This is a genomic window from Clostridium cadaveris (assembly GCF_020911725.1).
GTDB classification, from domain to species: domain Bacteria; phylum Bacillota; class Clostridia; order Clostridiales; family Clostridiaceae; genus Clostridium_X; species Clostridium_X cadaveris.
The window spans coordinates 1969139-1983342 of sequence record NZ_CP076620.1; the positions used below are offsets into that span (position 1 = coordinate 1969139).

The 14204-nt window shown below is 29.2% G+C and carries 13 protein-coding genes; 6 read left to right on the forward strand and 7 right to left on the reverse strand.

Annotated features, from left to right (window positions below; translation table 11 throughout):
* Nucleotides 1-47 precede the first annotated feature (47 nt).
* From KQH81_RS17735 to KQH81_RS17745, 3 genes are read left to right on the forward strand one after another with little or no spacing between them, the layout of a single operon-like run.
* A complete protein-coding gene (locus KQH81_RS17735; protein WP_407647276.1) occupies nucleotides 48-230 on the forward strand; it encodes a hypothetical protein in 183 nt (60 codons plus the stop codon).
* A gap of 25 nt (nucleotides 231-255) precedes the next feature.
* On the forward strand, nucleotides 256-630 hold the full coding sequence (locus KQH81_RS17740; protein WP_407647277.1) for a helix-turn-helix domain-containing protein: 375 nt from the start codon (nucleotides 256-258) through the stop codon (nucleotides 628-630).
* Entirely contained in the window at nucleotides 600-1472 is an 873-nt protein-coding gene (locus KQH81_RS17745; protein ID WP_289614339.1) for an IS3 family transposase, read from the forward strand. Before KQH81_RS17740 ends, KQH81_RS17745 begins: the two co-directional genes overlap by 31 nt.
* 102 nt (nucleotides 1473-1574) lie before the next feature.
* Here the strand turns inward: KQH81_RS17745 and KQH81_RS09330 are convergent, their stop codons facing one another.
* Nucleotides 1575-2471 (reverse strand): tetratricopeptide repeat protein, encoded by an 897-nt coding sequence (locus tag KQH81_RS09330; protein WP_178312324.1) that lies wholly within the window; start codon nucleotides 2469-2471, stop codon nucleotides 1575-1577.
* A 121-nt stretch (nucleotides 2472-2592) separates the two neighbouring features.
* A complete protein-coding gene (locus tag KQH81_RS09335; RefSeq protein WP_027638238.1) occupies nucleotides 2593-3156 on the reverse strand; it encodes a DUF3867 domain-containing protein in 564 nt (187 codons plus the stop codon).
* Between the two features lie 147 nt (nucleotides 3157-3303).
* Here KQH81_RS09335 and KQH81_RS09340 point away from each other — a divergent pair, with 147 nt between their 5' ends.
* Entirely contained in the window at nucleotides 3304-3912 is a 609-nt protein-coding gene (locus tag KQH81_RS09340; protein ID WP_051196201.1) for a hypothetical protein, read from the forward strand.
* A 32-nt stretch (nucleotides 3913-3944) separates the two neighbouring features.
* Here the strand turns inward: KQH81_RS09340 and KQH81_RS09345 are convergent, their stop codons facing one another.
* The 3 genes from KQH81_RS09345 to KQH81_RS09355 all read right to left on the reverse strand — a co-directional run bounded on the left by KQH81_RS09345 (nucleotide 3945) and on the right by KQH81_RS09355 (nucleotide 7603).
* Nucleotides 3945-4190, reverse strand: coding sequence for a GIY-YIG nuclease family protein (locus KQH81_RS09345; RefSeq protein WP_027638236.1), 246 nt, complete (start codon nucleotides 4188-4190; stop codon nucleotides 3945-3947).
* A 94-nt stretch (nucleotides 4191-4284) separates the two neighbouring features.
* Complete coding sequence (locus KQH81_RS09350) at nucleotides 4285-5649, reverse strand: MATE family efflux transporter (protein WP_027638235.1); 1365 nt, start codon at nucleotides 5647-5649, stop codon at nucleotides 4285-4287.
* A gap of 175 nt (nucleotides 5650-5824) precedes the next feature.
* Nucleotides 5825-7603, reverse strand: a complete 1779-nt coding sequence (locus tag KQH81_RS09355; protein ID WP_027638234.1) for a M3 family oligoendopeptidase — start codon at nucleotides 7601-7603, stop codon at nucleotides 5825-5827.
* A gap of 90 nt (nucleotides 7604-7693) precedes the next feature.
* Here KQH81_RS09355 and cobO point away from each other — a divergent pair, with 90 nt between their 5' ends.
* Together cobO and KQH81_RS09365 are read left to right on the forward strand one after the other, a co-directional pair.
* Nucleotides 7694-8206 (forward strand): cob(I)yrinic acid a,c-diamide adenosyltransferase, encoded by a 513-nt coding sequence (cobO, locus tag KQH81_RS09360; protein ID WP_099335549.1) that lies wholly within the window; start codon nucleotides 7694-7696, stop codon nucleotides 8204-8206.
* An 85-nt stretch (nucleotides 8207-8291) separates the two neighbouring features.
* Entirely contained in the window at nucleotides 8292-9215 is a 924-nt protein-coding gene (locus tag KQH81_RS09365) for a fused DSP-PTPase phosphatase/NAD kinase-like protein (protein WP_027638232.1), read from the forward strand.
* A 101-nt stretch (nucleotides 9216-9316) separates the two neighbouring features.
* Here the strand turns inward: KQH81_RS09365 and KQH81_RS09370 are convergent, their stop codons facing one another.
* The gene (locus tag KQH81_RS09370; RefSeq protein ID WP_230028135.1) at nucleotides 9317-12070 is read right to left on the reverse strand and encodes a leucine-rich repeat domain-containing protein; all 2754 of its coding nucleotides are present in this window, start codon (nucleotides 12068-12070) and stop codon (nucleotides 9317-9319) included.
* Between the two features lie 469 nt (nucleotides 12071-12539).
* Nucleotides 12540-14147: a leucine-rich repeat domain-containing protein gene (locus KQH81_RS09375; RefSeq protein WP_230028138.1), complete on the reverse strand. Its 1608-nt coding sequence runs from the start codon at nucleotides 14145-14147 to the stop codon at nucleotides 12540-12542.
* Between the last annotated feature and the right edge of the window lie 57 nt (nucleotides 14148-14204).

Below are 14204 nucleotides of genomic sequence, written 5' to 3' on the forward strand. Positions count from 1 at the left end.
CCCCAAAAGTTAGACCAAAAATCTAACGAATTGGAGGTCGATTTTTTATGGCAAAATACAGTTATGAATTTAAGAAAAAGGTTGTTGATGCATATTTAAATGGTGAAGGCGGATATCCGTATCTTGCCAAGACTTATGGTATTCCTGCGTGGAGTAACATTAAGAAGTGGGTATTATCTTATTCCAAAATGGGTGATGAAGGATTAAAGCGCTCAAGAAAAAAAAAATAATTATTCTTTTGAATATAAACTTCATGTGGTAGAGTTATATTTATCAAGTGAGGTTTCGTATCAGGATTTAGCTCTCCAAGAGAAAATCAACAACCCAGTACAGATATGTAAATGGGTCAATGATTTTAATATTGCAGGTGTTGATGCATTGAGACCGAAGAAGAAAGGTCGTAAGAAGTCATTGGTGTCAAATAATAAGAAAGAAAAAGTACAGTTATCTTCAGAAATTACTCCAGTAGACACAAGTGCTGAACATTTGAGACAACTTGAAGATGAACTTTTAAAACTTAAAATTGAGAATGCCTATTTAAAAGAACTGAGGAGGCTGCGTTTAGAGGAGGAAACTCTTCTGAAAAAACAGCGAGAATCATTCACAGCCTCCGAGGAGACTTCAAACTAAAAGATATTCTCGCAATTGTTAGCTTTCCGAAGGCAACATATATGTACTGGCAGAAAAGATTTGATAGGGAAAATCCTGACCAGGCAATTGAGGATAAAATCTTAGAAATACATAACACAAACAAGGATTATGGCTATCGTAGAATATATGGTGAACTTCGAAATCAGGGCTTTATTGTTAATAAAAAGAAAGTACAGAGAATCATGCAGAAACTAAATCTCCAAGTTGCTTCCTTTACTAGAAAAAGTCGTAAATATAGTTCTTACAAAGGCAAGGTCGGAACAGTTGCGCCCAACAGAATCAGAAGACGTTTTAATACCAATATCCCTCATCAGAAAATCACAACAGATACTACTGAGTTTAAATACTATGAGGTAGATTCTAAGGGACATATGACGATGCACAAACTATACTTGGATCCGTTTATGGATATGTGTAACAGTGAGATTTTAAGTTACGGTATTGATAGGCGGCCTTCTGCCACCAATGTGATAAATGCTCTAAATGAAGCCATTGAAATAACATCTGATTGCCCATATCGAAGAACATTTCATTCTGACCAAGGCTGGGCTTACCAGATGAAGTCATACTCACATCGTCTTAAAGAAGAGCGGATTTTTCAGAGCATGTCCCGCAAGGGAAACTGTCACGATAATTCTGTAATGGAAAACTTCTTTGGACTCTTGAAACAGGAAATATACTATGGTGTTGTTTATTACAGTTATGAGAAATTGAAATCTGAAATAGAAAGATATATAAAGTACTACAATGAACAAAGGATTAAAGAGAAACTAGGATGGATGAGTCCTGTGCAATACAGACTCAAACTCTTGGCTGCATAAAAATAGCGAGGCAGCCGAAACTGTCTCGCTAATAAAGTCTAACTTTTGGGGGTCACATCAAAGACTTAATATCATTGGCTTTTTATTATTTTTATATTTTAATTAAATCCTATTCCAGATGTCTTTTAATTCAATATCTTCTTTTGAATAACCTTCAAAAAAATTATTGCATTCAACGCTCTTTAAAACATCATCTAAAGCTTCATCATATTTCTTTAAATTGCATAAACAGCAAGCTCTATTATAATACAAAAATCCCTCTTCATCATTATAATCTATACCTTCACTTAAAATTTCTGCTGCTCTCTTAAAATCCCCTTCTTCTTTATATGTTACGGCATAATTAAGATAGCTGTATGGATAAAAGTGATTATTTTTTATAGATTTCTCATAATACTCTCTTGCAGATTCTACATTACCTAATTTATTTAGTACAACTCCCATATTAAATAGAACTCTAAATTGATTTCTATCTATATCTAAAGCCTTTCTAAGGTACTTTAAGGCTTCTTCATTTTTATCTTGCTCTTCTAAAATACATCCTATGTTAGCATAAGCCCAAAGGTCATTAGGGTTTATTTTTATAACGCATTTATAATTTTCAATAGCCTTATCTTTCTCCCCTAGTTCGTCTAATATATTTGCTAAGAAAAAATAAGCCTTATCATAATTTGAATCTATCTCAATAGACTTTTTATAAAATTCCATTGCCTTTTCATACTGCTCACTCTCATCATATATCACAGCCAACCCATAATACGCACTGGAATTATTTTTATTTAACTTTAACACTTCTGTATATTTTTCTTCTGCATAATCTTTAAACCCTAGTTCATCATATAAAAGAGCCATATCTATAAGAAGGTCCTCATCGCTTTTCCCATTAGGAAGACCATAAGCTTTTTTATAAAATTTTAAGGCTTTCAGTGGATTATTTTCCTGCCTACAATTTCTAGCTATATTCATATAATTATCAAAAAGATAATTTTTATTTTCCATAAACTGCTCCTCCATTAATAAGTGTTCATATTCTATTTTAATTATTTGTGGTTAATAATCAAAGTTTTTCTTTAAAAAAATATCAGGCAGAATAAATTTTTATCTGCCTGATATTTTTATATTAATAATTATAGTTCTTCATGTTTTCACATATATCAATATTTAAAAGTTTTTCTTCCATAAGTTTTTTGTATGAACATAAAAACTCATTAAGTTCATTATCATTTAAATCAACATTTTTAGGACTCTTTATGGTTATTTTTTCCTCATTCATTATTATCTCTAATTCATTTATATCATTTTTTATGAAATATGAGTTTACTGATTTTGTAGTTAACTTTGAACCATATTTATCCTTAAAGCTTAAAGTTTTTCGAATTTTTTCATAATCAGTTATTTGATCTATATTAGGTATATCTATTCCCATATTCTTCATTTGATTTGCAATATCTTCAGAATTCACTCCATATCTTTCCATAAGCTTTTGCTGAATATTTAAAAACTTTTCTTGAGAAATATTGTTCTTTTCCATATATTCCGAGATACTTTTAGAAAGATCTCCCATAGTTATTTCACCTTGAGCTAAAGAATAGTATAAGGAATATATGTATTGCTCAAGCTTATCTACATCCTTATCTTTAGCTTTATTTTTTATTTCATCAAAATTTATTATTCCATCCATAATCCTTCCTCCTTATGATATATAATTATATTATATATTCTATTCTTTAAATTAGTATTAAATTTTTAGTAAATTCTTAATAATTTTCTCTATTCTTTTTTAACTTTTCTTATTTAGAATAAAAGAAAGAGTATAGGAAGGTGGTATCTTATGAGACGGAATAGAAAACATAAGAAATCTGCATATGGAAATTGTAAAATAAGGCTTCTTTTACTGAGCATTTTAATGCTTTGTCTTTCTTTTGCTATCATAGGTCAGATAGATGAAGCTAAAACACAAAAAAATAACGGACCTGTTCAAGAACAAATGTTCAATTATTTATCATCATCTAGAAATCAAAAAAAGATTTATGAAAAAGCCATAGATCTTAATGGAGGTTCTAGCGAAAATACCTGTGTTTATTTTATTTCAGAAGCTCTAAGGCAAAATGACATATATATTGAAAAAGATACATGCAATACAGCACAGTTAATTTCAAAGCTAGAAAATCTAGGTTGGAAAAAAGACTTTGATTACACTAAGCTGAGACCTGGTGACATATGCTTCACTACAGATGGAACTTCTCAAAATACTGGTGCTCCATCTCACGCCTACTTTTTTATGAAATGGAAAAAAGACAGTTCTTATAATGAAGCTTATATAGTTGATAATCAAGCTAAAGATTATAATGGTAAGATATATCATCTTAGAAATGTGGCTTCAGTATCTAATTTTAACGGTCTTACAAAGGACCCATTTAGTTTTTTTATGAGAAAATAAATTACATATATTTCCTAGGAAATATATGTAATTTAACTTCCATTTTCAATAAGTTTTAATTTTTCTGTTTTAGATAATCGCTTTATAGCATATTCTCTCTTTAAAGCTTCTGTTTTTGTTTCAAAGGTTTCAAAATATTTAAGCTCTATTGGTCTACGTCCCATGGTATATTTTGCCCCTTTTCCTTCATTATGCGCTTTTATTCTTTTCTCTAAATTATTTGTCCATCCAGTATATAATGTATTATCACTGCACTGAACAATATAAACATAATCCATAGTTTTTTAAATCTCCATTTATTTTTTTAATCTATTATATCACGAAATAAGAAGAACTTTCATACTGCAATATGGGAGTTCTTCTTATTTATATTTATACTTTTACGATTCTTTGTTTCCATTTCCCGCCTCTGTAAACCATATATCCATAAATACATATTATAAGATTACTAAAACTCATAGAAAACCAAATTCCAACAGAACCTATGTCTGTTATGTACTTAAACAATAATATCATAGGCAGTCTAACAAACCAAAGCCTTCCTATTTCCATATTCATAGAATACTTGGTATGTCCTGATCCTTGAAATATTCCTTGAAATATACTAAACATACCCATAAGCGGCATAGATACTGAGATATATTTTAAATAAGTCATTCCTTGATTTATAACTTCCATATCATCTTTAGATCTCATAAAGAAATTTATTATAGCTTCATTCTTCCATATAAGCACTATACACCCTAAAATTGAAAAACTCAAAGTCAGCTTCATAGCTTTAGTGAAAGATTCCTTTACTCTATTAGGCTGATTATATCCAAGATTTTGCCCTACTACAGATGTAAGAGCAGCTCCTACCCCCGATGCTGGCTGCATTATAAGTGATGTTATCCTGTTTACCATACCAAAGGCTGCCATTGTAGCATTACCATAAGATGCTATAAATCCATTCAGTATCATGAAGCCTAATGCAGATCCTGATTGTCCTATAGAAGATGGCAGTGCAATCTTTATAATTTTGGATAAAATTTCTTTATTAAACTTAAAATTTTTAAAATTAAGCTTTATTAAATTCTTAGAAGATTTTTTTAATACAAAATAGCCAGCTACAGTAAGAAATGCTTTTGCTAGTAACGTTGCCCATGCAGCTCCTGCTATTCCTAAATCAAAAACAAATATAAAAATAGGATCTAAAACTATATTAATAATTGCACTTACAGCGCTTAAAGCTGTTGGAGTAGCTGTATTTCCTTGAGCTACCATTACTGAATTAAAATTATTGAACAAGAACATAAATGGAAGATCTAAAAAAGTTATTCTTAAATACTCTATGCTATACTTTGCTAAATCTCCTGTGGCCCCCATAGCTTTTACCATAAACGGAGTAAGAAAAAATCCGAGAATAGAAAATATTATTGATGCAATGGCAGATATTGCCACAATTTGACTTGTATATTTGCTGCATTCCTCATACTTTGATGCCCCAACAAACTGCGATAGTATAGATGTACCTGCTATAGAAAGTCCTATTCCTATAGATATAAACAAAAAATTTACAGGCCATACAAATGCGGTAGCAGCAAAATGAGTTGAACTAATTTCACTTACATACATGCCATCTGCTAAGTTATATAAAGTTTGTATGAGATTGTTGATAATTATAGGTATTGATAATGTTATTATTACTTTGTATATATCACCATTTAAAATTAAATTTCTCCTCACCTTAGTATCCATTTAAATCCCCCCAAAGTTCATAATTCCCAAGGAAATTATAGCATAAATATTAATTATATATATTATAAATACCATACAGATTTAAGAAAACCAGTACTGATTTGATAAAATAAAAAAGCTCATATTATTAAACTTAATAGTTTTAATAATGTGAGCAATTTTTATTTTAATCTATTTATCTTTCATAACTTAGCTTTAAGAAAGTATTTATATCTTCTTCAATAGTCTTTAAAGAACCTCTCCAGAAGTTTATATCATGTATGTCTATTCCCATTATTCTTGTCACATCTGCTATCATATTCTTGCCTGTTACAGAAAGAAGTTCTTCATACTGCTTAGGGAACTTATCTCCACGTTTTAAATACTCAGCGTATAATCCCTTTGCAAATAAAAGTCCAAATGCATATGGGAAGTTGTAAAAATTAAAGTCTGCATCATAGTAATGAGGTTTCCAAGTCCACATATATGGATGAAGATAGTTTTCATCTAATCCATCACCATAAGCATCTTTTTGAGCTTGTAGCATTATTTCCTTAAGTTCATCTGCTGTTAATGAACTTTCCTTTCTTCTCTCAAAAAGTTCGCTTTCAAATAAGAATCTTGAATAAATGTCAACTATAACTTGAGAACAATCACATATCTCATTTTCTAATATTGCAAATGCCTCATCAGGTGTTGCTTCTTTTATAGCAGCCTTTTTTACTATAGTTTCACAGAAAGTTGATGCTGTTTCAGCAATTGGCATTGGGTACTCTGCATTAAGTATACTTTCATTCTTTAAGCATTCTCCATGGAATCCGTGTCCAAGTTCGTGAGCCATAGTTATAGCATCCCCTAGGTTGTTTCCATAATTAAGCATAACTCTGCTTTCTCCAAGACTATGAAGACCTGCACAGAATGCGCCTCCTACTTTACCCTCCCTAGGATATACGTCTATCCAACTATTATCACATGCCCTTTTAGCAAAATCACCTAAATGCTCACTAAAACTTCTAAAATTCTTTTCAACAAAAGCTTTTCCTTGTTCATAGTCATACTCCATATTAGCTTCTACTACTGGTGCATAAAGTTCATAAAAAGGAAGTCCATTTTTATATCCTAAAAGTTCTGCTTTTCTTCTTAGATACTTTCTAAAAACAGGAAGGCTTTCTTTCATAGCACTTAGCATAGCATCTAAAGATTCCTTGTCCATTCTTGAATTTTCAAGAGTCATATTAAGTGGAGATTCATAACCCCTTAATTTGCATACTGTTATTACCTCTCCTTTTATAGCATTTAAAGCTGCTGCCACTCCATCTTCAACAGATTTGTAAGATTCTATCTCTGCATAATATGCTTTTCTTCTCTCTTCTTTATTACTGCTATAAGCCATATTAAGTACTACTGTAAGTGGAAGTTTCTTTACCTCACCATCAATTTCTATCTCAACTTTATGGTTAGAGATCAAAAGATCCTTGTATTTAGACCAAGCAGTAGATCCGTTATTTTTCATTTGAGCTATTATTGATTCTTCATTTTCACTAAGAATATGGTTACTCTTTCTAACTATATCTTTTATAAAGAATTCATGCTCCTTCAATAGTTGAGAGCTATCAATAATACTGTCTATGTTTTCTATTTCACTTATCCATTTATTCATTCTTGTATTAAATACTGCTAAAAGACTACGTTTTTGGTCTAATATATCAGAGTATTTAAGTGCTTCAGTATTTTTTGATTCTACACTTAGTGTAAGACTTACAAAGCTTATAAGCTTTTCCATATATGCTGAAAAGTCTTGAAGCTCTCTTACATAACGTTCAAGTTTTTCTTTCTCTCCATCATGGCTTTCACAAACATCATCAGCAAGTTTATTTAATTTTTCTATATGACAGTCCAATCCCTTAATGTCATTTTGAAATTTTTCACATTTAAAAGAATCATATAGTTCTTTTAAGCTCCATTTTAAATCCATAAAATCCCTCCATCCATTTGATTATGTTCCTATATTATATCATATCTGCTATAATTATACTTAACAAATATTAAGGTTGGTGATTGTTTTATGAAAGGTTATTTACATGTTTATACTGGCAATGGAAAGGGAAAAACAACATCCGCTTTTGGTGTTGCTTTAAGAAGCATATTTTCTGGAAAAAAAGTTTATGTAGCTCAATTTATAAAAGATATGAAATATAGTGAAACTGAGCTTACAAAGCACTTTGATAATATTACAATAGAGCAGCTTGGATGTGGATGTATAATAAATAGAGAAGCTAATGAAGAAGATAAAAGGTTGGCTAAAAATGGATTAAATAGAGTTAAAGAAATTCTCACATGTTCTGATTATGATTTAGTCATATTAGATGAACTTACTATAGCTTTATATCTTAAATTGCTAGATTTAGATGAGGTTATAGATATTATAAAAAATAGACGAGATAATATAGAAGTCATAATTACAGGACGTTATGCTCCTAAAGAATTAATAGAAATGGCTGACTTGGTAACAGAAATGAAAGAAATAAAGCATTATTACAGCAAAGGTGTATTATCAAGAAAAGGTATAGACTGCTAAACCATATTACTTATTCTTTTAAAAAGTGAATAAATACCCTCCTAAAAACTAAACCTATTTATATAATTTAAGGAGGGATATTTTAATGAAGAGAAAACTTTATAACACAAGAATAAAATTATATAGAGTGTTATGTTTATTTTTGACCTTGTTTCTTTTTACTCCTATAATAGCCAAAGCTGATACTGGAACCTTAGCTCCACGCTTGATGATAGACTCTAATAATAATGGAGAGTTTCCAAATAATTTCAGAAAAATGTCAGATAAGATATACCCTACAAATAATGTTCCAAGTACAAAAGGACTTGACAAGTTAAATGCTTCCGGCAGTGCTGAATTCACCAGTAATTCACTAGACATAATAAAGTCTGCTATAGGGAAAAAATTTATAGTTGCAGACTTACGTCAAGAACCTCATGGTTTTCTTAATGGTTCAGCTATAAGCTGGCTAAGTTTAAAAAATGATTTAAATAAAGGATTATCTCAAGCTGAGGTTACAAAGAAAGAGGATGCCTTATTATCCAGCATAAAAATAAATTCTCCTGTTAAGCCATTTAACAGTCCTGGCAATATTGTGCCAAGTTCTGTATCCAATGAGGAAACTCTTGTAAAAAGCAAAGGTTTGGATTATGTAAGATTTTCAGTAACAGATGGTGAAAGACCCACTGATGATGTGGTTGATGACTTTGTAAAATACATAATGTCATTGCCTAAAGATGCTTGGCTTCACTTTCATTGTAAAGAAGGTAAAGGGAGAACTACTACATTTCTTTCTATGTATGATATGATGAGAAATTCTAAAGATGTATCTTTTGATGATATAATTTTTAGACAGTTTTTATTAGGAGATGAAAATCTTCTACAACGTCCCTTTACCACTCCAACAGGAAGAGAAACATTTTTAAATAATTTTTATAAGTACGCTAAAGAAAATAAAGATGATTTTAAAACTTCTTGGACTGAATGGCTCAAGAGCAATAATATCCCTCTTTATCTTGGATGTAATTGAATAGACTAATGAAAACAGTTTAGTTTTCATTAGTCTTAAACTAAAAGAGACTGTCACACTGGCAATTTTAAATCGCTAATGTGACAGTCCTTTTTTTCATATTAATTCGTTTTTTTAGATAGCACTATTATAGCTCCTATAGTGGATAATAAGCTTCCAAAAAGAACACTCATACCTGTTGATACCCCACCTGTTTTTGGCAATGTATTAATTTCTTCATTATTTACATTTTGTTTTTCTTGAGCAACTTCTGAAGTTATACTCTTTTCTACTAATTTATCTATTGCATTTACTACCTCAGCAGTATTTTTATCAACTTCTTCTTGAGTCGCATCTGACTTTTCCAATATAGTTTTTGCATAAACTAATGCATCAGTTAATTGTTTATAACTTTCTTCTGTATATCTATTAGCATCTCTGCTCTCTGCATCTTTTATTGCATTTTCAAGCTTTGTCTTATCTACTTCAGGCTTAATATCTTCATCAGCAACTTTAAGTATAAAATCAAAATTTTCTTTGCTCGTAAAAGGCTTACCATTTACTTCCTTGATATACAATGCGTTATTTTTGCTGCCTGTTGTAAATATAATATTATTTGTTTCTGAAGTATATTTATCATTATCAGCTAATTCCACTTTAAAATTCATGTAAATCATCCAATCTGGAACTGTATATTTTACAATACCATTTTCATCGGAAATTACTTCTACCACGTTTTTATTGTAATTATTACTGATTTTAAACTTAACTCCACTAAGTAGTTGAGCATTTTTATTTACTACTCTAAATTTTAATGTTTTATCATCTACTCCTTCTGGAATTGTGATCTCTTCTACTAATTTTGCTATTGCTTCTTGAATATTTTTAGTGATTGTATCAACTTCCTCTTGAGTTGCATCTGTCTTTGTTAATATAGTTTTAGCATAAACTAATGCATCAGTTAATTGTTTGTAACTTTCTTCAGTATATTTATTTACATCCTTACTTTCTGCTTCCTTTATAACTTTTTTTAAGCTTGTCTTATCCACTTTACCATTAACTGCAATTACAAACTTAAGATCTTCTTTTCCTGTAAATGCTTTTCTATTTATCTTTACAATTTCAGGTTTTGCCCCTACCTTAAATGTTATTTTTTCTGTTTCTGCAGTGTATTTATTCTTATCAGCTATATCAACTGTAAAATCCATATAAGTCATATTGCTTGTAATTTTATATCTTGCAATACCATTTTCATCTGAAGTTAAAGAAGCCACTGCTTCATCATTTTGATCATTTATATTAAATTTCACTCCAGATATAGGATTCTCATTTTTGTCTACTACTTTAAATTGCAGTGTACTACTATCTACTGAAGGTTTCTCATCTTGGTCTATAACTTCAAGTACAAATTTAAGTTTTTCGGTTCCTGTAGCAGGCTTTCCATTTACCTCTACTATTTTTGGCGTTCCATCTGTTTTAAATGTAATTTTTTCTATATTAGAAGTATACTTATCTTTATCAACTAAAACAATTTGATAATCCATATATCTATATGCATCAAAAATTGTATGGCTAACAATACCATTTTCATCTGAAATTAATTCTTTTTCAGTATAACCATAGCTAGTCTGAAGATTAAATTTCACTCCAGATAGTGGCTGTCCATTTTTATCTTCTATTTTAAATTGTAGTGTTTTAAAATCACCTAATTCTATTGGCTGCTTATCAAATTCACTTAATTCAGAATATTGTTTTCTTTGTTCACCTTTTTCAATTCTAGCTATATTCTCTTCTGCAGCAATAATTCTTAGCTCTGGAATGTATTTTTTAAGCTCTGGTGCAAGAGCATTATAAGCTTCTCTCGCAGCTTCTACATATTCTTTATCTTCAAGAGTAATATAATTTGCCTTAAACTTATTAATTAGTTTATTTACATTGATTACTTTAAATAAATCATCTTTTTTATCTTCTATTCCTGTTCCTGTAAGCCATAAGCCATTTTTATCTAATTTAGTTAAGTTTGTAAGCGGAGCAATATCATTTATAGCACTATTATTACTCAACCTTAAAAATTTAAGATTTCTAAGATTTTTTAAAACGCTAATATCTGATATATTATTAGATGAGATATCTAATTCTTTTAATTTTGTAATATCAGCAAGAGGACTTATATCCTGTATTTTATTATTTCCTAATATTAACCCATCTTCTAAGTATGTTAATTCTTTTAATGGCGTAAGATCTGATATACTATTATATCCTAAATTCAAATATTTCAATTTAGTAAAATTTTTAACTACATCTATATCATTTATATTAAAATTTAATTCTAAATTTAATCTTTCAAGTTTAGTAAGATTAGCAAGAGGTTCTATATTTGTAATCTTATTATCTCCTAAGTTAAGAATTTCAAGGTTTACTAAATTGGATAATGGTGTAAGGTCTGATACTGGATTATCATTCATAACAATCTTAGTTAATTTAGTTAAATTAGATATAGGTTTTAAATCTGATATTTTATTGTAAGGTAATAAAATTCTTTCCGTATTGGTTGCATATTGAAGTCCTTCAATGCTTTTAACAAATACATTAAATTCATATAAATCATAGTGATCAGATTCAGAATAATAAATTTCAGGTAAATCTTTTTCTAAATCTTCTTTTGTTAATTTTGCATAACTCCTATCTGGTGTCTTATGTATTGAAGTTCTTATAACCCAGTTAAGCATTTGATCTTGTATTATATCATCTGGAGCAATTTCTACTTCAATCTCGTTTCTATTTAATACGTAAGCCTTAACTTCATTTGGAGCTCCTATTGACAGCAACATAATAAATGATAATAATGCTGTAATAAATTTGTTTTTTTTACCCATGACTTCTCACCTTTCTCTTAATTTAATATTTAACATTATTATTAATAATTACATCAACATATTTAATATATCATATAAGTAATATTTTGTTAACATTTACACTAATTTGTAATTTAAATACATATTGATTGTTATATTGATATTTTCTATAATTATTTTGCTATTAAAAAATTTTTCTGACTTAATTTACTTTTCTCTTACATTTTTCATTAAATATCTACCGCATTTTGCCCAAAAAAAGTGGTCTGTTCTTCACAGCCCCTATACAGTAAGATTTTTCATAATAGAAACATACGTTTATCTTACTAAATCATTATAAATTACGTTTTATTTAATAATTTTTTAGAATGTGACTGTCTACTAATAATAAATTTACTTTAACATATTATGTTCATTATTAAATTTCACACAGTTATATCTTATATAAATTTATTAATGTAGCAGCCACATATTTATTCTACTTACTAGCTTATTTTTTTAATAAAAGTATTATAGCTCCTATTGTAGATATTAATCCTCCAAAAAGAACAGTCATACCTCCTAATACTCCCCCTGTTTTGGGTAATATATTAATTTCTTCATCGTTTACATTTTGTTTTTCTTGAGCAACTTCTGAAGTTATACTCTTTTCTACTAATTTATCTATTGCATTTAATACCTCAGCAGTATTTTTATCAACTTCTTCTTGTGTCGCATCTGACTTTTCCAATATAGCTTTAGCTGGAACTAATGCATCAGTTAATTGTTTATAACTTTCTTCTGTATATCTATTAGCATCTCTGCTCTCTGCATCTTTTATTGCATTTTCAAGCTTTGTCTTATCTATTGCTTCTTTTGCTTGTGTTTCTTGGTTTATCTCTATACCTGTAAGAATAAAACCTAACTCTCCTGTTGTTGCATTAATATTTATTTTTAAATTTTTATTTTTAGTTGTAGTGTTAGGCTTAACTTTAACAGTAAAAGTTTTATTTTCTGAATTATATTCTATGCTTTCTATCATTTCTTCTATTGTTTGCCCACCTTCGCTTAACTCTCCAACCTGTGAAGGATTGCACATTAAAAAGAAAGTATTTAATTCAAACATTTCCGATAGTTCGTCCAATCCTAAATAAGGACTATTTATTGTAAACTCTCCTCCTGTAGCTGGTATTACAACATTTTCATTTACATTTAATTTCTGTCCAAAAAAGCCACAACTTACTCCTTCGAGATTATTATATTCATCAAGTTGTTTTGAGAACATCGTAAAAACTTTGTCTTTTATCTTTGTATAATCATTAACATTATTTCCACTAAAATCTAAAACTCTAAGCTTATTTAATTCAAGTATAGCGTCTACATTTGTTATATGATTTGCTGATAAATCTAGTGTATCCAGTTCAGGCATATTTCTAATAACATCAGCATTAGTTATACCATTGCTTCCATCATTGTCAACATTGAAATGAACATCTAAATAATTAAGTTTTGTAAGAGTCTTTAATGGGCTAATATCTCTTATTAAATTATTATATAGCTTTAAATGTTCTAATTCTGTCAAATTAGCTAAAGGTGAAACATCAGTAATCCTATTTCTATCCACTTCTATATATTTTAGTTTTTTAAGATCCTTTAATTGTGTTATATCTGAAATCTCACATTCTGATAAATCAATAGCTTCAAGATTCTTAGCATACTGTATACCCTCTATACTCTTCATTTTTCTAGTAACCATCCATTTTGTATCTAATTTATATAGAGGCAAAATACTTTCTGCCTTTGAATTTTTATCTTCTTTAGTTATATCTACGTCTGATCCATAAAAGCTTAGCTGCTTTAATTTAAGCATATCTTCTTTAGTAACTTTTTGATCATCAGCTCTATTTTTATCAATATTCTTATTTACTACTTTTAAAAATAGTTTATCTGGTATATTTACATACTCTTCATTAATTTGCAATGTTTTATCATCTGAATTAATCTCTGTCTCAATTTCGTCTTTATTTAAGGCATATGCCTTAACTTCATTTTGGGCTCCAATTGATAGCAACATCATAAATGATAATAATGTTGCGATAAATGTATTTTTTTTGCACATAACTTTTACCTTTCCCTTAATTTATTTAATATTTAACCTTTATTGTTAACAATCATA